The following is a 25,955-nucleotide window of genomic DNA, read 5'->3' on the forward strand; positions in this document are numbered from 1 at the left end:
CTTTTCTCGTCACTGAAGTCTTCATCACGTCTATGAGGACGGCTCTTCTCTTTTTTTCTCGTCACTGAAGTCTTCATCACGTCTATGAGGACGGCTCTTCTCTTTTTTTCTCGTCACTGAAGTCTTCATCACGTCTATGAGGACGGCTCTTCTCTTTTTTTCTCGTCACTGATGTCTTCATCACGTCTATGAGGACGGCTCTTCTCCTTTTTTTCGTCATCGAGGCCATTATCACGACGATATAGGATCACCATGACGATTATTCCATCATTCAATCTCCTAAACAACAAAAAGTGCCGGTCCCATAAATGGAACCGGCACTCTTTTAAATACTTCTTATAGCTCTTCACAATGCTCTTCAAAATAGCCTTGAAGCTTTGTGATGACAGACATTGGCGCATGGCCTTCGATTTCGTGTCTTTCTACCATCGTTACAATCTTGCCGTCTTTTAATAAAGCAAAAGAAGGAGAGGATGGCGGGTAGCCTTCGAAATATTCACGAGCCTTCTCCGTCGCATCTTTATCTTGCCCTGCAAACACAGTAACTAAGTGGTTCGGGCGCTTGTCATAATGCACCGCATGCGTTGCAGCTGGACGTGCGATACCTCCTGCACAACCACAAACAGAGTTCACCATTACAAGTGTCGTCCCTTTACGTGCAAATGCTTCTTCAACATCTTCTACTGTTCTAAGTTGCTCATAGCCAGCGTTATCCATTTCTTCTCTGGCAGTACGAACAACATCATTCATAAACATATTAAAATCGATATTCATGTTGTATCACCTCAAGTTTTAAACTACTCTTATCATACCAATTATTTTCAAATAAAAAAACAAAAAAGGTTTATTTTCTATTTTGGCGGGTATTATATCATTAACATCTAGATATCCATACCCCTATACTCCCTAGATGAAGGAAAGTGATATGCTCACTTTCCTTTTTTTTGCCCTATAATTAATGTCTGTAACTTCTAATTAACTTCTCCACAGCCAAAGATACAGAAACCTCATCTTCCCCAACTTGCTTCTCAAGAACTGGTAACTCTTTTTTCACCTTTTCATCGTCAAAAAACATCCGCTCTATTTGATCCTTTAACGAAGTATAAAACCAAGTCTTTTTTTGTGCATTCCTGCGTTCACTAAAAATTCCGGATTCCATTGTTCTTTCCACAAACTCCTGAACAATCTTCCAAGTCTCATCAACATTCACATTATTCAAAGCCGAACAAGTAAAAGTTTTCGTTTCCCATCCTTCTGTTGCAGGCTGCAAGAAATGAAGGATTTGTCTGTACTCATGAGCAGTTTTCTCTGCTCTTGCTTTATTCTCTCCATCCGCTTTGTTAACGACAATAGCATCAACAAGTTCCATAATGCCTTTTTTCATACCTTGTAGCTCATCGCCTGCCCCAGTTAAAACAAGCAGTAAAAAGAAATCGACCATATCACGGACAATGGCTTCGCTCTGTCCGACTCCGACTGTTTCTACTAAAATTACATCATAGCCCGCAGCTTCACATAAAAGAATGCTTTCACGCGTTTTCCTATGAACTCCACCCAATGTGCCACTTGAAGGAGATGGCCTGATAAATGCTTTCGGATGCCTTGCGAGTTGCTCCATCCTCGTTTTGTCCCCAAGGATACTACCACCTGTTTTGGAACTACTCGGATCGACTGCAAGCACGGCGACTTTATGGCCTTGCTCGCACAAGTACAATCCAAACGCTTCTATGAAAGTACTCTTGCCTGCACCTGGTACTCCGCTTATCCCTATCCGAACAGAGCGCCCGGTCGAAGGCATGATTTCTTGTATGATTTCTTGGCTTTTATGAAAATGTCGTGTTGCATTGCTTTCCACAAGCGTGATGGCTTGAGCGAGGTCTGAGCGGACTCCTGCATGGATACCAGAGATGATATCCGCTGTTATCCGCTCCTCCTTTTTGAGCACCTTTTTTCGCGGTATACGCTCTTTAGTCATGCGTCTCTTCCACTTCCTCATAGCCAAGGCGTTCGTAGATCTCCTCTAGAACCTTTTCAGCTGCACGCGGGATAACCGTCCCAGGTCCGAAAATAGCGGAAGCGCCTTTACTATATAGGAATTCATAATCTTGTGCTGGGATTACCCCACCTATAACAACGATAATGTCTTCACGGTTCAATTTTTTCAGCTCTTCTACTAATTGTGGAAGAAGTGTTTTATGACCGGCAGCAAGGGAACTGATTCCGATAACGTGCACGTCATTTTCCACCGCTTGCAGTGCTGTTTCTGCTGGTGTTTGGAAAAGAGGTCCGATATCTACATCAAATCCAAGGTCGGCAAACGCGGTGGAAATAACTTTTGCCCCCCTGTCATGACCGTCCTGTCCCATTTTTGCAATCATAATTCTCGGGCGTCTTCCTTCGAGCTCCAAGAATTCCTCAATCTTATCCTTCACAGCCTTCATCTCCTCCTCGTTGGAGAATTCACTGCTGTACACTCCGCTAATAGAACGGATGACAGCACGATGTCGATTGGCTACCTTTTCAATAGCATCTGAAATCTCACCAAGGCTTGCACGAGCGCGCGCCGCGTCCACAGCCAGTTCAAGCAGATTGCCTTTCCCTGTGCGAGCCGCATCTGTCAGTGCTTCTAGAGCAGATACCACTTCTGTTTCATTCCTATTTTCACGAAGTTCTTGCAAACGAAGGATCTGTTTTTTACGAACCTCTGCATTATCAATATCCAAAACATCAATAGCCATATCTTCTTTTTCTAAACGGAATTTGTTCACACCAATGATAGATTCTTTTCCTGAATCGATTTTCGCTTGACGGCGTGCAGATGCTTCTTCAATTCTCATCTTCGGCAATCCGGTTTCAATCGCTTTTGCCATGCCACCAAGCTCTTCGATTTCTTCAATATGTGCCCACGCTTTATCAATCAATTCCTTCGTCAAAGTTTCCACATAATATGAACCAGCCCAAGGATCGATAACTTTGGTAATTTCCGTTTCCTCCTGCAAATACAACTGCGTATTGCGGGCGATACGTGCGGAAAAGTCCGTTGGTAACGCAATTGCTTCATCCAATGCGTTGGTGTGCAATGATTGCGTATGCCCATTGGCTGCTGCTAGTGCTTCAATGCAAGTGCGCGTGACATTATTAAATGGATCCTGCTCCGTCAAGCTCCATCCTGATGTTTGAGAGTGGGTTCTTAATGCCATGGATTTTGGATTTTTCGGTAAGAACTCCTTCATCATCTTCGCCCATATGAATCTGGCGGCCCGCATTTTCGCCACTTCCATGAAAAAGTTCATGCCAATTGCCCAGAAGAACGAAAGTCTTGGTGCAAATTTATCGATATTAATACCCGCTTCAAGTCCTGTTCTCACATACTCGAGACCGTCTGCTAGCGTATAGGCAAGCTCAATATCAGCCGGAGCCCCTGCTTCTTGCATATGATAACCAGAAATACTGATGCTATTAAACTTCGGCATATGCTGGGACGTGTAAGCAAAAATATCGCCAATAATTCGCATGGACATCTCTGGCGGATAAATATACGTATTACGAACCATATATTCTTTTAAAATATCATTTTGAATGGTCCCGGAAAGCTTTTCTGGACTTACCCCTTGTTCCTCCGCCGTAACGATATAAAAGGCCATAATTGGCAGAACCGCACCATTCATCGTCATCGACACAGACATTTTATCCAATGGTATACCATCAAAAAGAACTTTCATATCAAGAATAGAATCAATGGCAACTCCTGCTTTTCCAACATCCCCTTCTACACGGGGATGGTCAGAATCATAGCCGCGATGTGTCGCAAGGTCAAAGGCAACCGACAACCCTTTTTGCCCCATTTCCAAGTTTCTTCTGTAAAATGCATTGCTCTCTTCCGCAGTCGAGAAACCGGCATACTGACGGATAGTCCATGGACGGTTAACGTACATCGTCGGATAAGGCCCTCGCAAATACGGGGCTATACCAGGAAGAGTTCCCAAGTGATCGGCTCCATCCAAGTCGGCCTGTGTGTAATTGGCCTTTAATTTAATCTGTTCATTTGTTTCATAAAATAGTTCTTCCACCGCTTCATTGGACAGTGGCACTTTCGTAGCTGTGGTTTCCTTATTTAGTGTTCTTGTTGAAAAATCAGGCTTCATTGTCGGTCAACCCCATTTCTTGGTGTATCTTTACTAATTGCTCATAACAATTGGAGCGTATATGAATGAAATCACTAACCCCTATTTCCTGCAGCTCTTTATGACGTCCAGCTTCAAGTAAGCCAGCAACCAATACTTTTCGATTAGGCGAATTAACAGCCACCACCGCTGCATTTAAAAACTCCTCGTAAGTGTCATCACTGCCGCAAATGCATACATAACCATTTATGTTTTGTTCAGAGACCCACTCCACTATTTCTTTAGCATCTTCAAAGCTTGGGCTGAGTACAGGTTGAAGACCTCCTACCTGGAAAAAGCCTGATGCAAAGTCAGTTCGGGCCTTGTGGGTTGCTAATGAACCAAGATTGATCAAAGTAACTTTTGGCGGTGTTCCCTGTTTTTCCTGATACACCTTGGCTTGGTAACGCAGGCTTTCAAAGGCTTCCGATAATCTTAAAGATGAAATGGCCTGTACTTTGACTGGAGCATGTTCATTCTTCTCAATTGGTTGAGTGCTTATTTGCCACTTTAACTCCTCTTGAAGATTGGCAAACATATTCGTTCCGACCAACACTTTTTTCCTGCTTTGGACATCCTTGAGACGCTTTTCTTTTACCTCAGTAATGCGCTCCTGTAGAAAATTTATTCGCAGAGCTTCCACTATTCCGCCAAGCTTGTCCAGCTCCTGAAACAGCTTCCATGCCTCATCAGCCAATTGATTTGTCAGGTTTTCAACATAATAAGATCCTGCTGCTGGATCCACGACTTTATCTAAAAAGCTCTCTTCTTTTAAGATGTAGTGAGTATTTCTTGCGATTCTTCGGGAGAAAGCATCATTGCCTTGCTGAAAGCTTTCCACATTGATACTGTCTGCTCCTCCAATTGCGGCAGAGAATGCCTCAGTTGTCGACCGGAGCATGTTGACGTACGGATCAAGATTAGATTTGGTAAACATAGAAGTTGTGGCATGGACTGTCATCTTCTGTGCTTTTTCATCGCCCCCAAAAGCTTCCACGATATTTGTCCATAACACTCGTGCCGCTCTCAGCTTGCTGAGTTCCATGAAAAAGTCACTTCCTACCGGAAAAGTGAATGCTATTTCCTGGGAAGCTTCACCAATGGTCAAACCTCTATTCATCAGTTGTTGCAAATATTCAACGGCCGTCGCCATGACAGCCGCAAGCTCATGTACGGCATTTGCTCCTCCGTTGTGATAGGCATTGGACTGGACCCAAATTGTTTTAAGGTGTGGAGCATTGTTTTCCTTCCACTCTATATTGGATTTCATTTCGTCATAATACTGCTCCAAAGGTTGACTCAGTCTGCCTGTTGCTGCAAGCTCCCCAACAGGATCTGCCCCAATGATTCCTTGCAAGTTCTTCGTTTCCATCCCGCTATCGATCAATGCATTGATGAATGTTGTGGCGCTGGCTCCGGCATGTACTTGGAGAGCTATGTCATTCATGGAGATGTCACTGAATAATTCTTTAAGTGCTGTTTGGTCGTTTATTATTAATGCATTAGGTTCTGTTGACGGATAGGTTGCAAAATGAATAAATTGCAAGCCACTCTCTAGTTCCATTTTCATTTGAGCATTTAATTCCTCGAATGAAGTAGATGCATAAAGTTGCTGGCTGACTGCCCAATTAGCCTGGTCTATTAATTGTTTAGGTGCTTGGTCATTTTTATCATTTTCTGTATATACCGGTTTACGTATTATACCTTCGTATGTAGCGGTGTTGAGCTTGGAAACAGGTTTCCCCTTTAACGCTTTCTCTGCCTGCTCCACCCACTCTTCCATTGTCACCTTCGGGAAACTATTGTTCTTCATCTCTTTCAATCTACTCATCTTCATCCCCTCGTCCCCTTAATTACGTAATCGCTTACAAATTTAAATTTTTCAAAAGTTCATATATTTATTTTAATATAGTTATGTGGGCACGGCAAATAAAGAAAGCATAGGAATTACTTATTTTTCAGTGGTATTCCTTAGATAGAAAAACTATACTTACTATATAATCGATAGTCTTTTAAAAAGGTAGTGATTTGTAGCGATGTTATACATATGGACCATTGAAAACATAATTAAAGAAACTCTAGAGGAACTTAGCTTAGATATTAATTTTGAATTTGACAATAATCTAAAAGCACCGATGAGCTTTAACATATCGACTAACACGATCAAGTTCAATTATTTGCAGATTAACGGATACAAAGCGAAGATCAATAATAAAATTAGAGAAACTGATGAAAACTTTGTGAAACTCATACTCTTTCATGAAGTCGGCTATTACCTGGATTTTAAAAAGAACAAGCATGACTTGAGAATACTGATGTATGGCGGAGAAGAAGAGAAAAAAATCTTGATGCGTCAAATCGAAAAAAATGCATGGGTTTTTGGAAGGACCGTTGTACCTGAAAATCTGTTGGAGGCTTATGATAAGATGCGAGAGTTGGATGGGATGTTTTTGGCGAACAGATAAACGGAATATCTGACAAAAAGGGTATAGGAAACATAGCGGTTTCCTATACCCTTTTTAATTACCTATTTATCGTAGGTTTCATCGATAATAACCCCAACATTGCCTTTCTTGTGCCCCTTTTCTACATAGCTGTGAGCAACTGATAATTGTTCCATCGGATAGCTTTTATCGATAACTGCTCTATACTTGCCTTTTTCAATCAGCTCTTTCAAAAACCTAATGTCGTCTTCTTTTTCCAATGCCAGACCTGAAATTATTTTATAACCGCGTGACATGCCACTCCAATATCCCTGCACCATCTGAGTGAGGCCTGATGCGCCGAGAATCCAGGTTCCTTTTTTCTTAAGCGTTTTCTTGACTGCTTCATAGGGTATTTTCCCAACCGTATCAAAAATCACATCATAATTTTCTCCAGCAATTTCTTCTTTTGTATAATCAATTACTTTGTTTGCCCCTAAAGACTTCACCATTTCTACATTGGCAGTGCTGCATACCCCTGTAACCTCAGCACCATATAATTTGGCTAGTTGGATTGCTGCTGTACCGACTGCACCGGATGCCCCATAGATTAGAATTTTTTGCCGAGGTTGTATATTTGCTTTTCTTAAAAAATGAATGGCAGTGTGCCCTCCGAAAGGAACAGTGGCTGCCTCAACATAGCTTAGATTGTATGGTTTCACTGCTACAACTCCATTTTCAGGCAGACATATATATTCTGCGTAAGCACCCATACTCATCCCTGTAGAACCAAAAACCTGGTCCCCTGCTTTAAATTGAGTAACTTTACTTCCAACAGACTCAACTATACCTGACAGGACTCCGCCTAGAATGGACTTCTTGGGACGTGTTAGTCCAAAGAACAATTTTACTGCTACCGGGTCTGCTTTTCTCAATCGCCAATCTGCAGCATTGACAGCTGTCGCCACTATTTTTATTAGAATTTCATTATCTTTTGGAACTGGTTTATCAACCTCTTTTAATTCAAGTACCTCTGGTGGACCATATTTGGTATACACAACAGCTTTCATGGACTGCCTCCTCTGGGGAAAAGTTTTTTATTTGCTTGCAATCATTGTATGTTGATCTACAAGTAAATACGTCCACCTGTCTGTAGACAATATAAAATATAAACTTCCGGCCGAAGTGTCGGTGAAAACTATTCGGGCGATTCTGGAGGTCTTTCGGGCGATTTTTGAGATTTACGGGCGATAATTGACTGCAATCGGGCGATAATTTGATTTTACGGGCGATTATCACGAGTAATCGGGCGAAAACAAAAAAACCGACAGAGCCCTCCATTCGAGGAGGACTTTATCGGTTGGTTCCAAACTATTAATAAATCGACGTATTCTCTTTAGACATCTTCTCGATAATTTCTTTAACGCGTGCTAAGAAGCGTCCGCATACAAGACCATCAAGAACTCGGTGGTCAAGAGACATACATAAGTTTACCATGTCGCGAACTGCGATCATGCCGTGGTCCATTACTACTGGACGTTTCACGATGGATTCCACTTGCAGGATGGCTGCCTGTGGGTAGTTGATGATACCTTGTGATTGTACAGACCCGAAAGAACCAGTGTTGTTGACAGTAAATGTTCCACCTTGCATTTCTGCAGATGTTAATTTACCAGCGCGAACTTTGTTGGCAAGTTCTGTGATTTCACGAGCGATACCTTTAATTGTTTTTTCATCAGCGTTGCGGATAACTGGCACATAAAGCGCGTCGTCTGTCGCAACGGCGATGGAGATGTTGATGTCTTTTTTCTGAACGATTTTATCGCCAGCCCACATAGAGTTGATTTGTGGGAATTCTTTCAATGCTTGAGCAACAGCTTTTACGAAGAATGCGAAGAAAGTAAGATTGTAGCCTTCTTTTTTCTTGAATTCACTCTTTAAGGAGTTGCGGTATTCAACAAGGTTTGTAGCATCCACTTCAATCATTGTCCAAGCGTGTGGAGCTTCGTGCTTGCTGCGCAGCATGTTTGCAGCGATTGCTTTACGGACGCCTGTTACAGGAATTTCGATATCGCCTGCTTCAACTGGTACGTTTACTGGTTGTGCTGCTTTAGGAGCACTTGCAGGTGCAGATGGAGCCGCTGGTGCTGCAGGTGCCGCCTTTGGAGCTTCCGTTGCTGGAGCTTGAGTAGCTGCAGGCTTGGAATCAGCAGTTGGGATGTTGCCAGAATCGATCACCGCTTGGATGTCTTTTCTTGTAATACGGCCGCCTGCTCCGCTTCCTTTTACTTGCTCAAGATCTACATTGTTTTCTTGTGCAAGACGAAGAACTGCTGGAGAGTAGCGACGTTTGTTAGGTGCGTCTGCATCCTCTTCTACAGCTGGTGCTGATGGCGCTTCGGATTTTGCTGCAGGTGCAGATGCAGATGCAGGTGCACTTTCTTCTTTCGGTGCGTCAGCAGTTGCTTCTGCTTCTCCGCCACCTTCTGTTTCGATGTAGCAGATGATTTCTCCTACTGCTAGTGTGTCCCCGTCTTCTGCTACAAGTTCTTTAATAGTTCCTGTAAAAGAAGATGGAATTTCTGCGTTAACTTTATCTGTCATGACCTCTGCTAGAGGGTCGTATTTGTTTACTTTATCGCCTACGCTTACGATCCAGCGGCTGATTGTTCCTTCAGTTACGCTTTCCCCAAGCTGCGGCATGGTAATTTTTTCTACTGCCATGATGAGAACCTCCTTTAATCGGTTGGCTCTGTTGAACTCTGCAGTTGATCTCCGTTCCAGGAGCTTGCTTTCCGCGGGCGGTCCGGGAGCCTCCTCAGGCTACGCCTTCCGGGGTCTCCCCTGTCCCTTCCTCCCGCAGGAGTCAAGCTCCTTCCACTACAATCAACTGCAAGGAAATCAACATTACCATTCCTTCACTCTTCCACTTAAAAATCAGGTTTTAGTATTGAGCTAGCTCACGCATCGCTTTTTCTACTTTGTCCGGGTTAACCATGAAGTATTTTTCCATAGTTGGTGCATATGGCATTGCAGGTACATCAGGTCCAGCAAGGCGCATGATTGGTGCGTCAAGGTCGAATAAGCAGTTTTCTGCAATGATTGCAGATACTTCACTCATGATACTTCCTTCTTTTGTATCTTCCGTAAGCAGAAGTACTTTTCCTGTTTTAGAAGCAGCTTCCATGATTGCTTCTTTATCAAGCGGATACACTGTACGCAAGTCTAGAATGTGAGCCGAGATTCCGTCTTGTGCAAGACGCTCTGCTGCTTGTAGTGCAAAATGTACGCAAAGACCATACGTAATAACCGTGATATCTTCGCCTTCGCGTTTTACGTCTGCTTTACCGATTGGTAATACGTAATCATCTGTTGGTACTTCGCCTTTGATCAGACGGTACGCACGTTTGTGCTCGAAAAATAGAACGGGATCTTCATCACGGATTGCCGCTTTCAATAAACCTTTTACATCATAAGGAGTAGAAGGCATAACAATTTTCAAACCAGGTTGGTTCGCGAACACTGCCTCAACGGATTGAGAGTGGTAAAGTGCACCGTGAACTCCTCCGCCATATGGAGCACGAACAACAAGTGGACAAGTCCAGTCGTTGTTTGAACGGTAACGGATTTTAGCCGCTTCTGAAATGATTTGGTTAACTGCAGGCATGATGAAATCCGCGAACTGCATTTCTGCGATTGGACGCATGCCATACATTGCTGCACCGATTGCTACACCAGCGATTGCTGATTCTGCAAGGGGTGTATCGATAACTTTATCTTCCCCGAATTGATCGTATAGGCCAGTAGTCGCTTTGAATACTCCACCTTTTCTTCCTACGTCTTCCCCAAGTACGAATACTTTAGAATCACGTTCCATCTCTTCACGGATGGCCATTGTTACTGCATCTATATAAGAAATAACTGCCACGATAGTTCCCCCTTACTCTGCGTAGACATGCTTCATTGCGGATTCAGCATCTGCATATGGAGCATTTTCTGCGTATTCTGTTGCTTCGTTTACTTCTTTTGCAATTTTATCGTTGATTTCTTTTTCTTTTTCATCTGTTAATACGCCAACTTCTTTTAAGTAAGCTGCAAAGCTGATGATTGGATCCTTCGCTTTTGCTGCATCCACTTCATCACGCTCACGGTATGCACGGTCATCGTCATCACTAGAGTGAGGAGTCAAACGGTAAGAGATTGCCTCAACAAGAGTAGGGCCTTCACCACGACGTCCACGATCTGCTGCTTCTTTAACAGCCGCATACACTTCAAGCGGGTCGTTTCCATCAATAGTGATACCAGGCATTCCGTACCCTAGTGCACGGTCAGAGATTTTTTCACATGCCACTTGCTTTTCGTAAGGAACAGAAATGGCATATTTATTGTTTTCGCACATGAAGATAACTGGCAGCTTGTGAACTGCTGCATAGTTAGCGCCTTCATGGAAGTCCCCTTGGTTGGATGAACCTTCACCAAATGTTACGAACGTGCATAGGTCTTTTCCTTCTAAACGGCCACCAAGTGCCACTCCAACTGCGTGTGGTACTTGTGTTGTTACAGGGGAAGAACCAGTTACGATGCGGTTTTTCTTTTGACCAAAGTGACCTGGCATTTGACGTCCGCCTGAGTTTGGATCTTCCGCTTTTGCGAAACCGGAAAGCATTAATTCTTTTGCTGTCATACCGAAAGTAAGAACAACACCCATGTCGCGGTAGTATGGTAATACGTAGTCTTTTTCACGGTCTAGAGCAAATGCTGCTCCTACTTGTGCTGCTTCTTGACCTTGGCAAGAGATAACGAATGGGATTTTACCTGCGCGGTTTAGTAACCACATACGCTCGTCAATGCGGCGAGCTAGTAACATTGTTTCGAAAATTTCTAATACGTTTTCATCTGTAAGCCCTAAGGCTTGGTGACGATTTTCTGCCATTTAAGTTTACCTCCTATATGTAGAGAGTTGGAAGCGTGTAGCTCCCATTTCAAATTTTAAGAATGAATCGCTTTTCCATCTACTGCAAGGGCTGCTTCGCCGATTGCTTCGGATAGGGATGGATGCGGATGGATGGTGTGTCCAATTTCCCATGGTGTTGCGTCAAGTACACGTGCTAATCCTGCTTCAGAAATCATGTCGGTAACATGTGGTCCAATCATGTGAACACCTAAGATGTCATCGTTTTCTTTGTTCACTACAAGTTTTACAAAACCATCAGATTCCCCGTACACAAGTGCTTTTCCAATTGCGCGGAAAGAGAATTTACCTGTTTTGACATCGAAGCCTTTTTCTTTTGCTTCTTCTTCTGTGTAACCAACAGACGCCACTTCAGGACTTGAGTACACACATTTGGAGATCATGGAGTAATCGATTGGCGCAGGATTTTCATTTGCCATATGCTCTACTGCCACGATTCCTTCATGGGAAGCAACGTGTGCAAGCTGTAAGCCGCCGATTACATCACCGATTGCGTAGATGTGTGATTCTTTTGTTTGGAAACGGTCATTGGTTTTAATGAATCCTTTTTCCACTTGAATATCTGTATTCTCAAGACCAATGCCCTCAACGTTAGCTTGACGGCCAACGGACACTAGCATTTTTTCCGCAGTAAAGGATTTCTCTTCCCCTTTGTGCTCGGCTTTGATTGTTACAGATCCATCTGCTTTTTCAAGCGTTTCTGGAAGAACCTTCGCACTTGTCACTACCTTGATGCCGCGTTTTTTCAACAGACGTTGCATTTCTTTGGAAACTTCTTTGTCTTCTGTCGGCAATACGCGATCAGCATATTCAAGTACGGTTACTTCTACACCGAAATCATCTAACATAGATGCCCACTCGATACCGATTACGCCTCCACCTACGATGATAATTGATTTTGGAAGTTCCTCTAGTGATAATGCTTCATCAGAAGTCATGACTTGTGTGCCGTCAATTTCTAGTCCAGGAAGAGAACGTGGACGAGATCCTGTTGCGACAATAACGTTCTTCGGAATTAACATTTCGTTCTCGTCACCATTTTCGAACTCCACAGAGATTGTTCCTGGCATTGGAGAGAAAATGGAAGGCCCTAAGATACGGCCTGTTCCGTAAAACACATCAATCTTCCCTTGCTTCATCAGGTGTTGCACACCGCCGTGAAGCTGATCAATGATTTTTTGTTTGCGCTCTTGCACTTTGAAGAAGTCAAGTTTCACTTCACCTGAGATTACGCCGAACTCTTCACTGTTCTTCGTTTGCGCAAAAACTTCTGCACTACGAAGTAATGCTTTACTTGGGATACATCCTGCATGAAGGCAAGTTCCGCCGATTTTCTTCTTTTCTACTACTGCTGTTTTTAAGCCAAGTTGAGATGCACGAATAGCCGCGACATACCCGCCTGTTCCGCCACCTAGGATGACTAAATCATATTCTTGTGCCATTATTCCTTGCTCCCTTCTAGCTCTGTACTACTTTTGTGTCTACGACCGTTCCAGGGTATGCTTTTGCTTCTTCTTCACCACGTAATACGCGAAGCGCTCCTTCTGTAAGAGCTTGCAATTCGTTTTCACCTGGTTGTACGATAACGTCTGCAATCCAGCTGATGCGCTCGGAAATTTGTTTTACAAATCCTTTTCCATAGGCAAGTCCGCCAGTCAAAATGATGGCATCTACTTTACCTGCCAGCACTGCACTTGCTGAACCGATTTCTTTTGCAACTTGATAAGCCATTGCATCAAATATTAAAGCCGCTTTTTCATCGCCAGCCTCTATCATTTGTTCCACTTTAACTGCATCGTTCGTTCCAAGGTATCCTACAAGACCACCTTGTCCTACTAGCTTCTTCATAATTTCATCACGATAATAGTCACCTGAGAAGCACAGTGATACCAGCTCACCAGCAGGCACCGTTCCAGCACGCTCTGGACTGAATGGACCGTCACCATGAAGACCGTTATTTACATCAACTACTTTACCGCCAATGTGCGTGCCTACAGTGATACCTCCACCCATGTGAGTAACAATCAGGTTAAGGTCTTCATATTTTTTGCCTAGATCTTTCGCTACTCTGCGTGCAACCGCTTTTTGATTTAAGGCATGGAAGATACTTTTTCGCTCGATTAGTGAAAATCCTGAAATACGAGCAATGTCAGACAGCTCATCCACTACCACCGGGTCCACGATGAAAGATGGGATATTCAAACCAGTTGCAATCTCATAGGCGATGATTCCACCAAGGTTAGACGCGTGTTGGCCTGCAAACCCAATTTTCAAATCATGTAGCATTTCTTTATTAACAGCGTATGTTCCTCCTTCGATTGGACGAAGAAGTCCACCGCGGCCACATACAGCACTAAGTTTTGATATATTGATGCCTTCTTGATCTAATGTTTCAAGAATGGTCGTTTTTCTGAATTCATACTGATCATAGATACTTGCAAAGGAATTGATCGTTTCGCTATCGTGACGTAATGTTTTCTCAAATACAGAGCGTTCATTATCAAATACGCCGATTTTCGTTGATGTGGATCCCGGATTGATGACAAGTATGCGATATTCCTTTTCTAACACTGTTGAAACCTCCATTTCAGACGGACGGCAAACGAGAGAAATTACTTTTCACCCCGTTTGCCCCTTCTGAGAAACTTAATATTTATTTATATTAGCGTCCGTTACGACGGCTTAAAATATGATGTCCGTTTTGTAAAAATTGACTGCGGGAGTTTTTCATTCTTTCAATACGCTCTTCAGCAAGACGATCTGCTGCACGGTAAGTCGGGATACCGTCACGTTTTGCGATTTCAATAACTCTTTCAATGTTGTCGTAGATTCCTTCTACTTTTTTCATTGCGCGCTCACGATTGTATCCGTATAGCTCATCCGCTACGTTGATTACTCCACCAGCATTGATTACGTAGTCTGGAGCGTAAACGATACCCATTTCGTGAATGATATCGCCATGTTTTGTATCAAGCAATTGGTTGTTTGCTGCACCAGCGATAACTTTTGCTTTTAATTGAGGAATCGTTTCGTCGTTGATTGTTGCGCCTAATGCACATGGTGCATAGATATCGCAATCCACACTGTAGATGTCGTTGATGTCTACTGCTTTTGCACCGAATTCTTCAACTGCACGGTTTACCGCTTCTTTATTGATATCAGTTACAATAAGCTGCGCGCCTTCTTCGTGTAAATGACGGCAAAGGTTGAACGCCACGTTTCCTACACCTTGAACTGCTACCACTTTTCCTTCTAATGAATCTGTTCCGAATGCTTCTTTCGCTGCAGCTTTCATTCCGCGGTATACACCAAATGCTGTTACAGGAGATGGGTTACCGGAAGAACCGAATGCAGGAGATACACCTGTTACATAGTCTGTTTCTTCATAGATCAAGTCCATGTCAGCAACAGTTGTTCCAACATCTTCTGCTGTAATGTAGCGTCCGTTTAATCCTTGGATGTAACGGCCGAAAGCACGGAACATTTCTTCGTTTTTGTCTGTGCGAGGGTCACCGATGATAACTGTTTTACCGCCACCTAGGTTTAACCCAGCTGCAGCGTTTTTGTACGTCATCCCTTTTGCAAGGCGAAGTGCGTCTTCAATTGCTGCATCTTCGTTTGCGTATGTCCACATGCGTGTTCCACCAAGGGCTGGTCCAAGTGTTGTATCGTGAATAGCAATGATTGCTTTTAGTCCTGATTGTTTGTCTTGACAGATCACCAATTGCTCGTAGTCGTAAGTCTCCATATATTTGAAAATTTCCATGATAAAATTCCTCCCCAAGATAGTAAATGATTTTAGTATGATTTATAAAATATTTATTTCACAGAACAAACTGCAAGTGCGAGTGAGTTTAACTTACTCTCTGCTGAGTCGGCTCTGGATGTTAATACAATTGGTGCTTTTGCTCCGGCGATGATTGCGCCGACTTTTGCTTTCGCAAAATAGATCAATGATTTGTATAGGACATTTCCGGCTTCAATGGTCGGAACAAACAAGATGTCTGCTTGCCCTGCCACTTCACTTTGGATGCCTTTGTGTTCAGCAGCAAGGGCTGATACGGCATTGTCCAAGGCCAACGGGCCATCAATAATGCAATCCTTTATTTGCCCTCTATTATTCATTTGTGTAAGAAGTGCTGCGTCAACTGTTGCTTGCATAGCTGGGTTCACAACCTCCACAGCTGCGAGTGGCGCAACTTTCGGTAACTCTATACCCAGTGCCCTTGCAACCTGAACCGAGTTTTGAACGATTTGCACCTTTTGCTGAAGATCAGGTGCTACATTCATTGCAGCATCTGTTACAAAAATTAATTGTTCATATCCAGGCACTTCAAAAGCTGCAACATGTGATAAAACATTTCCCGTTCGCAAACCATATTCTTTATTTAACACTTCTTTTAGAATGGTGGCTGTTGGAACATTTCCTTTCATCAATACATCCGCTTCTCCGCTGGAAACAGCTTTCACAGCAAGTTCGGATGCCTTTTTCGCACCATCAGCAGATATTATTTTCAATGCCGGGTGTGATGCATCTACATTATGTTCCTTTAGTAATGCAATAATTTTTTTCTCATGTCCAAACAGTATAAAGGAAGCCAACTGTTTGTCTAAAGCATGAGAAACCGCTTCGATCACTTCTTCATCTTCGGCTGCCGCAATAGCTACGACTTTAGAAGTGAGCTGGGTTGCTTTGGTGATAAGTTCCTCTAGTTTCATTTTCTCAACCCTTCCTTTCTACTCCAATATTATTTATGCAAGAAGCGTGCCAACTCACTTTTGGTGAAAACGCTTTATTTCGTTTATCAATAGCAAGCAAGTTTCTTCACACCCTGCAATTTTTTGCATGCAATCTTAATCAATCATGAACTTTTCCATTTTGTAATAAAGATTCCTAATAGAAACTCCCAGTTCTTTTGCCGTCTTCGTTTTATTGCCTTTATTCTTCTTCAATGTCTTCTGAATTATTTTCGCTTCATAACCTTCCAACATTTCTGCCAGAGTGTAATCATTTGCAACCGTTTCGGTAGAATCTTGGATAACCTTCTCTCCACTCGTTGCAAGGTCGGGAATATGCTCCGTATCAATAAATACTTCATTGAATTTCATAAAAATAATGGCTCGTCCTAGGACATTTTCAAGCTCTCTAACATTTCCTGGCCAATCGTAGGCGGCAAGATGATTGATGGCACGAGGAGTTAACCCCTCCACATTTCTCCCATAATCTTGATTGATTTTTCTTATTAGATGTTCACTTAACGCTTCTATATCTTCTTTTCTTTTGCGAAGAGGTGGGATGTGTATCGGCATTCTATTTAATCGATAATAGAGATCCTCACGGAAAGATCCATCTGCAATCCCTTTTTCAAGATTAACATTCGTAGCAGCAATGACCCGTACGTTAATGGAAACTGCCTTTGTACCACCCACGCGTATGATTTCATGTTCTTGTAAAACCCTTAATAGTTTTGCTTGAGTATTGGCAGATAATTCCCCAATCTCGTCAAGGAAAATACTTCCGTTATTCGCTTCTTCAAAAAGACCTTTTTTACCGCCTCGCTTGGCCCCAGAAAAAGCACCCTCTTCATATCCGAAAAGTTCACTTTCTAGTAAAGATTCTGAAAGGGCCGCGCAATTCACTCTAATGAATTTGTTATACTTACGACTGCTGGCATTATGAATAGCGTGGGCAAAAAGTTCCTTCCCTGTACCAGACTCCCCACGCAACAATACGGTTGCCGGAGTTTTTGCTCCAAGCTTGGCCTGTTCAATAGCAAGGCTCATCTCTTCAGAGGAACCAATGATATCCTCAAAAGAATACTTGGCTTCAAGCGTCCTGATAATTTGCCTTGCCCGGTCCAACTCAGTGGTAAGCGTTTGTATTTCAGAGACATCGTGGATAACCCCCACACTCCCCTTTAACTTGCCATCCACAATGATTGGTGCCACGTTAACGATGACTTCTTTCTTAGAAGGACCCACTTTCAAATTTACACCGCGTACAGCTCTTCTGGTTTCCAGCACTTTCATGTGCATACTGTCCCCTTCATAAATGTCTGCTGTAGCAGGTTTGCCAATGATTTGCTGTTCTTCGAGTCCTGTCAACCTTGAGTATGCAGGATTTATCATTAACCCCCTACCAAATTCATCAACGACGGAAATGGCTTCATCGGAGGATTGAATGATTGCTTCAAGCATGGTCTGGATACCTTTTAGGTTTGTTACTTCCTCTGCAAGGTTCATCACTTCTGTGATGTCTTTGAAAACGGCGAAGGCTCCAATCACCTTTCCATCCTCATCAATAAGAGGAGATCTTGTTGTAATGATTTTTTTGCCGTTCTCCAGTAGCATTTCTTTGTTCTTTTCTACTTTTTGCGTATGTATCACATCTTGCAGTCTGCTTGTCGGCACATTTTCTAAGATATGCTGACCTAGCATATGCGCTTTTTTAATTCCTACTATTTTTTCAGCACTTTTATTGTAGATAATTACCTTACCTTGTTGATCAACCACCATTAATCCATCGTGAAGAAGATTGAATATGAGGTCTCGCTTATGGGATTCATATTTCATTTTAGCAATCAGCTGTTCTTTTTCTTCTACCAAAGTTGCTGTAATATGAGCTACCGTTCCAGGAACGAGTACCGTTTTGGGATTCTTCGCCTCACGAATCTCCCTAAATACTTCATCTGAACCTGTTGCTTCAATGATGATATCAATCTTCTCAGATAGGAAGTCCTTCCAATCTTGTCCGACTGTAATCCCCATATCTTTAGCAAGCTTCAAGCCAGGTGCCGCCTGGTTAATATCGACTACAGCAAACAAATCAAACATTCCTGAATGCGTTAACATTTTTAAAATCGCAGAGCCACCTTTACCAGCACCAACTACTAATACCGTCTGCATAAAAAACCCCTCTACACCTGATACTTATATTTCTCTTAAAATAAGTAAATTGAAAGAAAATTCACAGTCTTCTATAAAAGGTATGAAATTTCTTGCACACTTTTATCTTAAATCTTTTTTCGCTTTCTTGCAAGATTATTTCTGCTATAATGGAAACCGAAAGCTTTGAAAGTGAGGCCAACAATTGATATGCAACGTATAATCGCTTTAATTATTTTATTGATTCCTGGCATTATTGCTGTATATGGAATAAAACTGATGCGTGACATGGTGTTTAACATTGCACACCCACTAATCCCTTCATTAACTTTACAATTCATTATCGGATTATTATTTTTCTTAATTGGATTATGGTTTGTTGCCGGATTTATTTTTCACCGCGACCGTAAGCGGAACAATGTCCAAAAAAGGTTTCAAAAGAGAGAGAAATAATAAGACCGGCTGTTTGGGCAGCCGGTTTTAATTTTGATATTTTATTTGCACTGCTTTTTTCGGGTAGTCTGTGAAAAATCCTGCACATTCTTCTGCAAACAACCTCTTCATCGTTTTTTCATCATTAACCGTGAATGGTCTAACAGGTACTCCCGATTGTTGTGAACGATGTATGATACTGGCAGTTGCTGCCTTAATATGGGGATGAATCCCGCTTCCGCCTACCCATTTCGTATAATCCCACGGCTTATAAATGCCTTCCATATACAAAACAGCTTTCTCTATTTTTGGCGCTAAAGTATTTAAACGAGCTATGCTGTAATGGTTAAAGCTTGAAAAAATGATCAAGTGATCCATCTTATATTTGTCTACTAGCTTAAGTACTTTCTCCTCCATACCTGCATAAGGCAGAATACTGTTCTTGAGTTCAATATTGACAATCGTCTGCTTTCTCGAAGCCCACTCCAGCACTTCCTCTAATGTAGGTATTTCTGCATGTTTATATTGCTTTTTGAATTTATGTACGGCATTCAGTTGTTTTAATTCCCTTAAGGTTAATTCTTGCACAAAGCCTTTACTGTCGGTTGTCCGATTCACTTTTTCATCGTGTATGACAACAGGTATGCCATCTTTGCTTAATTGAACATCTAGCTCAATACCATCCGCTCCGTCTTTGTATGCTTGTTCGAAGCTGATCATCGTATTTTCAGGGTGAGTACCAGCTGAACCTCTGTGGCCAAAAATTTTGGTCATTTTTACACACCTTTCTATCTCTTTCTTGTCAGAAATAATTGTAAACGTACGTATTATTTAGTAAAATTTTTAGATAAAGTGAGGTGAACAGAATGCGCCCATTACAAATATCTGCTGAAACCGCCCAAAAACTTGCTGAGGCTTTGGATGTGCCAATTGAACAAGTCATGCATCTCCCTCAACATATCCTTGTTCAAAAGCTTGTAGAATTGGAACGAACTGAATCAGGCAATAATAATGAGTAATATTAATTATATGTAACATAGACAAACCCAACATACAAATTTGCATGTTGGGTTTTCATTTTACTAATATTTCTTATTGCTTACCCTCTCAAGAAGCTCTGTGCTCTAGTCTTAACTTATCCGCGACCATCGCAATGAACTCACTATTTGTAGGTTTTGCTTTTGACATAGATACGGTATAACCGAACAGAGAAGAGATGCTGTCGATATTTCCGCGCGACCAAGCTACTTCAATCGCATGACGAATGGCACGTTCTACACGGCTCGCTGTGGTGTTGTACTTTTTAGCGATATCAGGATATAGAACCTTTGTGATGGATCCTAACAATTCGATATCATTGTACACCATCGAGATTGCTTCTCGTAAGTATAGGTAACCTTTAATATGAGCAGGCACTCCAATTTCATGAATGATGCTTGTAATGTTGGCATCAAGGTTTCTACCTTTATTTTCTGGGCTGGAGGAACGAACAGATGATGAACCGGATCTCTTAAGGATAGGTGATGCTTTTCCGCTTACTTGACGGATGTTGCCCACTAGGTTTTCCATATCAAATGGTTTTAAGATAAAATAGGAAGCACCTAAGTCGACCGCTTTCTTTGTCACATCTTCCTGTCCAAAAGCAGTTAACATGATAACATTAGGAGATTTCTCAAGGTTCAGGCCACGCATTTTTTCAAGTACTCCTAAGCCGTCCAGGTGAGGCATGATGATATCAAGTACTAATACGTCCGGATTTTTATCTTGAAGCAACTGAAGACATTCTTGACCATTGTGAGCTACCCCTACAACTTCCATGTCCTCTTGCGCTGAAATATACTCTTCCAAAAGACCGACCAATTCGCGGTTGTCATCTACAACACATACTTTAATTTTCATATAACTAGTTTCCTCCTCAGTCCCTATACTTTCTACAAAGCATGAAGCTCTTAATTTTATTCTAAATATTAAATTCGACAATGCAACCTGTTTTCCTTTAAAAAATTTAAAAAACCGTAAAATTTATATAAAATCTTTATTTTTCTCCAGAATACTCTTAAATTCGACGCAAACCGCACTTATTTACATTTATTTCAATATATGTCGAAAAATCTTTACACCCTTCATCTTAACGTAATTTTTCGCAAAACAAAAGAAAAAAGCGAGCTGCCTTAGCCCACTTTTTTCTCTTTGTCCTTTTTATAAATATCAATACCCGCTTCGTTCAGCATCCATTCAATATGAACACCATATCCGCTTGTAGGATCATTTACGAAAACATGCGTGACCGCGCCAATTACTTTGCCGTTTTGTATAATTGGGCTTCCACTCATCCCTTGAACAATTCCTCCTGTTTTCTCCAAAAGGGCAGGGTCCGTAATTTTTATGACCATCCCTTTGGTGGCAGGGAATTTTTGCGGAATGCTGCTTAATACCTCTACATCGAACTCTTCCACTTTATCACCTTCGACCACTGTCAAGATCTTGGCAGGGCCTTCCTTCACCTCAGATGATAAGGCAATTGGCAATGCTTTATCTCTAATTCCGTTTTCAATATCCTTATGCAAGGTACCAAAAATCCCAAACGGACTATTTCTAGAGATATCCCCAATGGCTGAACGGTCACTAGAGAATCGAGCAAGCTTTTCCCCAGGAACCCCATTACTGCCTTTATCAATGGAAGTAACCGTGGATCGTACGATTTGTCCGTCTTGGACAATAATTGGTTTTTTCGTGTCCATATCTGATATTACGTGTCCTAACGCTCCATATTTCATGGTAATGGGATCATAAAAAGTCATGGTTCCAATACCCGCTGCAGAATCCCGTATATACAATCCAATTCTGAAGGAGCTTTCTTGCTTGTCTTTTAAAGGAATAAGTTTCGTCTCAATGGTTTCTTTTTCTCGTGTGATGACAACATCAAGGGGGTTTCCGGTTTTGCCGGATTCTTGTACGAATGGAGCAACGTCACTCATTTGTTCAATGGTTTTCCCATTAATCTTTGTGATGATATCGCCAACTTGAATGCCTGCTATTTCTCCAGGTGATTTTTTCCCATCTTCTGTGTCCACTTGGTGATGACCTACTACCAGTACACCTAACGTATTTAACTTTACGCCGATCGATTGACCACCAGGATACACTTTATATTCAGGTATGACATCTACATTGACTTGCTTAACCGGGATACCTGCCAGTTGTAAAACAACCTGCCCTTCCCCAGCCTTTTTGCCTTGGAATGCTAATGTTCTATCGTTTGCCTCAATCCCGAGAGAGGAGGAAGAATCTTCGTTTACCTTTGCAGTCACCGGAACAGATGACTGGAAATGTAACCCTTGCCCTTCAAACATCGTTATTTTATTCGGGATTTGGACATACTCTTTAAATGGTTGACTTACACATAATACCATGACTGAAACAAGGAGAAATACACCAACAATTTTTCTAATTATATCTTCTCTCAAACATTTTCACTCTCCTCGGTCCTATCCCACACCATTCATGGCTACATTATATAATTTTGCCTTGTCCGGCTACATTTATAACAACGATATTAATTTAAATGCTACCCATTATGGATAGTTATGTAATATGGGGAGAATGGGGATAAATATCAGGAGGAGGGATGGGGAATATTATGTAAATGTGGGGCTGCTTTTGAAAGGCCGCTATCGTTGTTAAATTTCAGTGAGTTTAATGGCCTTGGCTAGGTATTTCAAAAATATCCTTGTCACCAAGGGCTTCGTATTGGAGGTGAGGATCTCTCCTCTTGATTTCTCGTCACTGATGTCTTCATAACCGCGATGAGGACGTCTCTCCTACTGATTACTCGTCACTGATGTCTTCATAGTAGCGATGAGGACCTCTCTCCTCCTTTTTCTTCGTCACTCAAGTCTTCATAACGATGAGGACCCAAAAAAGCCGTCCACACTCAATATGCGAACGGCCAATCACTCTAATCCATTACCCCTGCTTAATACTCCCCGCAATCTCCAACAACTCTCGTGCATGCTCCTTCGTCAACGAAGTAATCTCCACACCAGAAATCATCCGCCCGATCTCACGGACCTTTTCATCTTGATCCAGTCCTCGCACCTTCGTTTTCGTGCGCTCAGCGGATACTTCCTTACTGATGAATAGATGGGTGTCTGACATGGCAGCAACTTGCGGTAAGTGGGAGATACAAAGCACCTGCGAATCAATCGAAACCTGATAAATCTTCTCAGCGATAGCCTGCGCCACCCTGCCGCTGACTCCTGTATCGACCTCGTCAAAAATGATGGATGTGATGCCTTGGTGTCTGGAGAAGATACTCTTCAAAGCAAGCATAATCCTAGAAAGCTCTCCACCAGATGCTACTTTAGCCATTGGCTTCAATGGTTCCCCTGGGTTTGTTGTAAGGTAAAACTCCACAACATCCACGCCGTTCTTCCCAAACACAACATCACCTGATGCCTTTTCTTTTTTCACATCCATATTCACATCAAAGATTGCTTTTTCTAAGTACAGGTCTTTAAGCTCTTTATGGATGCTCTTCATTAGTTTCTCAGACGCTTTTCTTCGTGCATCTGTAAGTGATTTTGCTTCAAGTGCAAGATCTTGTTTGAGCGACTCTAATGACTCCTGCAGCTGGTGGATATGCGAATCCCGGTTTTGCAGGGTCTCGAGCTCTTCTTCTATTTTCGAAGCATATTCCAACACTTCAGCAACCGTAGTGCCATACTTGCGCTTCAGCTGTTTAATTTCATTTAATCTGCCCTCTATAAAATCAAGTCGGTTTGGATCAAACTCAAGCTGATCTATTTCGTCTCTAATACGATAAGATAGTTCTTCTAATTGATAATAAGAATTGGAAATGATTTCATGAACATCTCTAAGGTTTTTATCGATTTCTTCGAGACCTTCCGATTCAGACATGGCTTGTCCGACCCAATCAAGTCCCTTTTGTTCCCCGTGCATCGCATGGTAACAGTTGTTGAGCGATTGATAAAGGCGCTCATAGTTACTGATTTTGTTCCGTTCCTCGAGAAGTTCATCTTCTTCATTCACGGTTAATTGCGCATTACTGATTTCTTCTGCTTGGAACTGCAATAAATCAAGGCGATGTGCAACCTTTTGTTCATTTTCCGTGAGTTCTAGCAGCCTTTTTTCTACATCCTTAAAAGAAGTATAAATATTTCTATACTCTTGAAGTTCCTTTTGAACAGCCACTCCGCCAAACTGGTCTAAAAGCGAGAGATGTAAATCAGGGTCCATCAGTTCCTGGTGTTCATGCTGTCCGTGTATGTCCACCAATGTCTGACCGACTTCCCTTAAGAGGGCAATGGTGACAAGCTTTCCATTAACGCGACAAACACTTTTGCCTGTAGCATGGATTTCTCGTCTCAAAACAACCATTTCGTCTTCAATATCAATACCAAGCTCCTGACAAACTTTATAAGCTGGATGTTTCTCATCTTCAAGAAGGAACAAGCCCTCCAATTCCGCTCGTTTTTCTCCGAAACGGACAAATTCATGTGATCCCCGTCCACCTGCCAGCAAGTGGATGGCATCAATGATAATGGATTTACCCGCTCCAGTCTCCCCGGTTAGAACTGTTAACCCTTTGTCAAAAGAAACAGAAAGGGATTCAATAATAGCAAAATTCTTAATCGTTAACTCAGCAATCATACCATCACATCCTCGCGTGATTTTATAGCATATTAATAAAGCGGTCGGATAACTCTTTTGCATCCTCCGGTGTACGGCAAATGATTAAACATGTATCGTCACCGCAAATAGTTCCGAGAATTTCTGACCAATCTAGATTATCAATTAAAACACCGATGGCATTTGCATTACCCGGCATCGTTTTCATCACAATCATATGGCCTGCGATGTCTATTTTCACAAACGCATCCATCAAAGAGCGTTTAAGTTTTTGCAGAGGATTAAAGCGTTGATCTGCTGGAAGGCTGTATTTATATCTACCGTCTAATAGCGGAACTTTTACGAGGTGAAGCTCTTTAATGTCCCTTGAAACCGTTGCTTGGGTTACATTAAAACCTAAGCTTTTCAGACGATCGACAAGCTCGTCTTGTGTTTCGATTTCGCTGTTTGTTATTAATTCTCTAATCTTTATGTGTCTTTGGCCCTTTGTCATGTTGGCACCCCTTAATAATCTATATAACCTAGCTCTATGTTAATGGAAACCTTTCAATATGTAAAAGAAAAAAGGAACAACCATCGTAATAGTTATTCCCCTTTTTCGACCTTCAATTGTAGGTGCGCATCTGCAACTAGAGCGGATATGGAAGTTTCGAGATTATTTTCTGCGGTATCTTCTGTATGCCCATTCCATTGCAAATGAAGGAGGAATTCAATGTTTCCCTCTCCTCCCTTAATAGGAGAGTAAGAGGCATTCATCACGTCATACCCTTCCTTCAAGCTGAAGTCAATAATCTTATCCATCACCGCTTCGTGTATCTTCGGTTCGCGGACAATACCTTTCTTGCCTACTTGCTCTCTTCCTGCCTCAAACTGAGGCTTAACAAGCGCCACTACGTTGCTGCCTGATACAAGCAAGGTCTTTAAGACAGGTAAAATTAATTTCAGTGAGATAAATGATACATCAATGCTAGCAAAATCCGGCATGCCTTCATTTAAATCAACAGGTGTAACGTATCTGAAATTGGTTCGCTCCATCACGACAACCCGTTCATCTTGACGGAGTTTCCATGCAAGTTGATTGTACCCTACATCAAGTGCGTAGCTAAGCTTTGCACCATTTTGGAGAGCGCAATCCGTGAACCCGCCAGTAGAAGCTCCAATATCAAGTAATATCTTATCCTTCACATCTAAGTCAAAGACTTTAAGCGCTTTTTCAAGTTTTAAACCGCCTCGGCTTACATATGGCATCACATTCCCTTTTACAGTCAAAGGGGCATCCAATGCTACTTTTTCACCTGGCTTGTCCAGCCGTTGTTCATTTGAATATACAAGTCCAGCCATAATGGAGCGCTTTGCTTTCTCGCGTGTTTCCACAAGGCCGCGCTCCACTAAAAGGACATCTACTCTTTCTTTTTTCGCCATATATCC

23 protein-coding genes are annotated in these 25,955 nt (G+C 42.1%); 3 read left to right on the plus strand and 20 right to left on the minus strand.

Going from position 1 to position 25,955, the window contains the following annotated elements; all coding sequences use genetic code 11:
• Positions 1–134 precede the first annotated feature (134 nt).
• The 5 genes from LC091_RS01220 to LC091_RS01240 form a co-directional block, all read right to left on the minus strand.
• The gene (locus LC091_RS01220; RefSeq protein ID WP_226679914.1) at positions 135–275 is read right to left on the minus strand and encodes a hypothetical protein; all 141 of its coding nucleotides are present in this window, start codon (positions 273–275) and stop codon (positions 135–137) included.
• A gap of 61 nt (positions 276–336) precedes the next feature.
• Positions 337–774 (minus strand): BrxA/BrxB family bacilliredoxin, encoded by a 438-nt coding sequence (locus LC091_RS01225; RefSeq protein WP_226679915.1) that lies wholly within the window; start codon positions 772–774, stop codon positions 337–339.
• A gap of 181 nt (positions 775–955) precedes the next feature.
• Positions 956–1,975: a methylmalonyl Co-A mutase-associated GTPase MeaB gene (meaB, locus tag LC091_RS01230; RefSeq protein WP_226679916.1), complete on the minus strand. Its 1,020-nt coding sequence runs from the start codon at positions 1,973–1,975 to the stop codon at positions 956–958.
• Positions 1,968–4,145, minus strand: a complete 2,178-nt coding sequence (gene scpA / locus LC091_RS01235) for a methylmalonyl-CoA mutase (RefSeq protein ID WP_226679917.1) — start codon at positions 4,143–4,145, stop codon at positions 1,968–1,970. Before scpA ends, meaB begins: the two co-directional genes overlap by 8 nt.
• Positions 4,135–6,000, minus strand: a complete 1,866-nt coding sequence (locus LC091_RS01240; RefSeq protein WP_226679918.1) for a methylmalonyl-CoA mutase subunit beta — start codon at positions 5,998–6,000, stop codon at positions 4,135–4,137. The genes scpA and LC091_RS01240 overlap by 11 nt, the downstream gene beginning before the upstream one ends.
• Before the next feature lie 199 nt (positions 6,001–6,199).
• Here LC091_RS01240 and LC091_RS01245 point away from each other — a divergent pair, with 199 nt between their 5' ends.
• Positions 6,200–6,628 (plus strand): hypothetical protein, encoded by a 429-nt coding sequence (locus tag LC091_RS01245; RefSeq protein ID WP_226679919.1) that lies wholly within the window; start codon positions 6,200–6,202, stop codon positions 6,626–6,628.
• A gap of 62 nt (positions 6,629–6,690) precedes the next feature.
• Here the strand turns inward: LC091_RS01245 and LC091_RS01250 are convergent, their stop codons facing one another.
• From LC091_RS01250 to LC091_RS01290, 9 genes are all read right to left on the minus strand, one after another.
• The gene (locus tag LC091_RS01250) at positions 6,691–7,656 is read right to left on the minus strand and encodes an NAD(P)-dependent alcohol dehydrogenase (protein ID WP_226679920.1); all 966 of its coding nucleotides are present in this window, start codon (positions 7,654–7,656) and stop codon (positions 6,691–6,693) included.
• Positions 7,657–7,960: 304 nt separating this feature from the next.
• Complete coding sequence (locus LC091_RS01255; RefSeq protein WP_226679921.1) at positions 7,961–9,310, minus strand: dihydrolipoamide acetyltransferase family protein; 1,350 nt, start codon at positions 9,308–9,310, stop codon at positions 7,961–7,963.
• Positions 9,311–9,530: 220 nt separating this feature from the next.
• Complete coding sequence (locus LC091_RS01260) at positions 9,531–10,514, minus strand: alpha-ketoacid dehydrogenase subunit beta (protein WP_064098284.1); 984 nt, start codon at positions 10,512–10,514, stop codon at positions 9,531–9,533.
• 12 nt (positions 10,515–10,526) lie between these two features.
• Positions 10,527–11,519 carry a thiamine pyrophosphate-dependent dehydrogenase E1 component subunit alpha gene (locus tag LC091_RS01265; RefSeq protein WP_226679922.1) on the minus strand — a complete coding sequence of 331 codons (993 nt, stop codon included), beginning with the start codon at positions 11,517–11,519 and terminating at the stop codon, positions 10,527–10,529.
• 56 nt (positions 11,520–11,575) lie between these two features.
• Entirely contained in the window at positions 11,576–13,000 is a 1,425-nt protein-coding gene (lpdA, locus tag LC091_RS01270) for a dihydrolipoyl dehydrogenase (RefSeq protein WP_226679923.1), read from the minus strand.
• Positions 13,001–13,016: 16 nt separating this feature from the next.
• Positions 13,017–14,144 (minus strand): butyrate kinase, encoded by a 1,128-nt coding sequence (gene buk / locus LC091_RS01275; protein WP_264179189.1) that lies wholly within the window; start codon positions 14,142–14,144, stop codon positions 13,017–13,019.
• A gap of 76 nt (positions 14,145–14,220) precedes the next feature.
• Positions 14,221–15,324: a Leu/Phe/Val dehydrogenase gene (gene bcd, locus LC091_RS01280; RefSeq protein WP_226679925.1), complete on the minus strand. Its 1,104-nt coding sequence runs from the start codon at positions 15,322–15,324 to the stop codon at positions 14,221–14,223.
• Positions 15,325–15,377: 53 nt separating this feature from the next.
• Positions 15,378–16,277: a phosphate butyryltransferase gene (gene yqiS / locus LC091_RS01285; protein WP_226679926.1), complete on the minus strand. Its 900-nt coding sequence runs from the start codon at positions 16,275–16,277 to the stop codon at positions 15,378–15,380.
• Positions 16,278–16,412: 135 nt separating this feature from the next.
• Positions 16,413–18,464, minus strand: a complete 2,052-nt coding sequence (locus tag LC091_RS01290) for a sigma 54-interacting transcriptional regulator (RefSeq protein WP_226679927.1) — start codon at positions 18,462–18,464, stop codon at positions 16,413–16,415.
• Between the two features lie 189 nt (positions 18,465–18,653).
• Between LC091_RS01290 and LC091_RS01295 the strand changes: the two genes are divergently transcribed.
• Positions 18,654–18,896, plus strand: a complete 243-nt coding sequence (locus LC091_RS01295; protein ID WP_010194894.1) for a DUF2627 domain-containing protein — start codon at positions 18,654–18,656, stop codon at positions 18,894–18,896.
• Positions 18,897–18,923: 27 nt separating this feature from the next.
• Here the strand turns inward: LC091_RS01295 and LC091_RS01300 are convergent, their stop codons facing one another.
• The gene (locus LC091_RS01300; protein WP_226679928.1) at positions 18,924–19,649 is read right to left on the minus strand and encodes a glycerophosphodiester phosphodiesterase; all 726 of its coding nucleotides are present in this window, start codon (positions 19,647–19,649) and stop codon (positions 18,924–18,926) included.
• A gap of 92 nt (positions 19,650–19,741) precedes the next feature.
• On the opposite strand from LC091_RS01300, the gene LC091_RS01305 reads away from it, so the two are divergent.
• Positions 19,742–19,894: a YycC family protein gene (locus LC091_RS01305; protein WP_226679929.1), complete on the plus strand. Its 153-nt coding sequence runs from the start codon at positions 19,742–19,744 to the stop codon at positions 19,892–19,894.
• A gap of 88 nt (positions 19,895–19,982) precedes the next feature.
• Here LC091_RS01305 and spo0A read toward each other — a convergent pair whose 3' ends face one another.
• From spo0A to LC091_RS01330, 5 genes are all read right to left on the minus strand, one after another.
• Positions 19,983–20,774, minus strand: coding sequence for a sporulation transcription factor Spo0A (gene spo0A / locus LC091_RS01310; protein ID WP_226679930.1), 792 nt, complete (start codon positions 20,772–20,774; stop codon positions 19,983–19,985).
• Positions 20,775–21,046: 272 nt separating this feature from the next.
• Positions 21,047–22,342 carry a SpoIVB peptidase gene (gene spoIVB, locus LC091_RS01315; protein ID WP_226679931.1) on the minus strand — a complete coding sequence of 432 codons (1,296 nt, stop codon included), beginning with the start codon at positions 22,340–22,342 and terminating at the stop codon, positions 21,047–21,049.
• 499 nt (positions 22,343–22,841) lie between these two features.
• A complete protein-coding gene (gene recN / locus LC091_RS01320) occupies positions 22,842–24,548 on the minus strand; it encodes a DNA repair protein RecN (RefSeq protein ID WP_226679932.1) in 1,707 nt (568 codons plus the stop codon).
• 22 nt (positions 24,549–24,570) lie between these two features.
• The gene (gene ahrC, locus LC091_RS01325) at positions 24,571–25,020 is read right to left on the minus strand and encodes a transcriptional regulator AhrC/ArgR (RefSeq protein ID WP_010194884.1); all 450 of its coding nucleotides are present in this window, start codon (positions 25,018–25,020) and stop codon (positions 24,571–24,573) included.
• Positions 25,021–25,112: 92 nt separating this feature from the next.
• A complete protein-coding gene (locus LC091_RS01330; protein WP_226679933.1) occupies positions 25,113–25,949 on the minus strand; it encodes a TlyA family RNA methyltransferase in 837 nt (278 codons plus the stop codon).
• Between the last annotated feature and the right edge of the window lie 6 nt (positions 25,950–25,955).

Source organism: Sutcliffiella horikoshii (genome assembly GCF_020524325.1).
GTDB lineage: Bacteria > Bacillota > Bacilli > Bacillales > Bacillaceae_I > Sutcliffiella_A > Sutcliffiella_A horikoshii_D.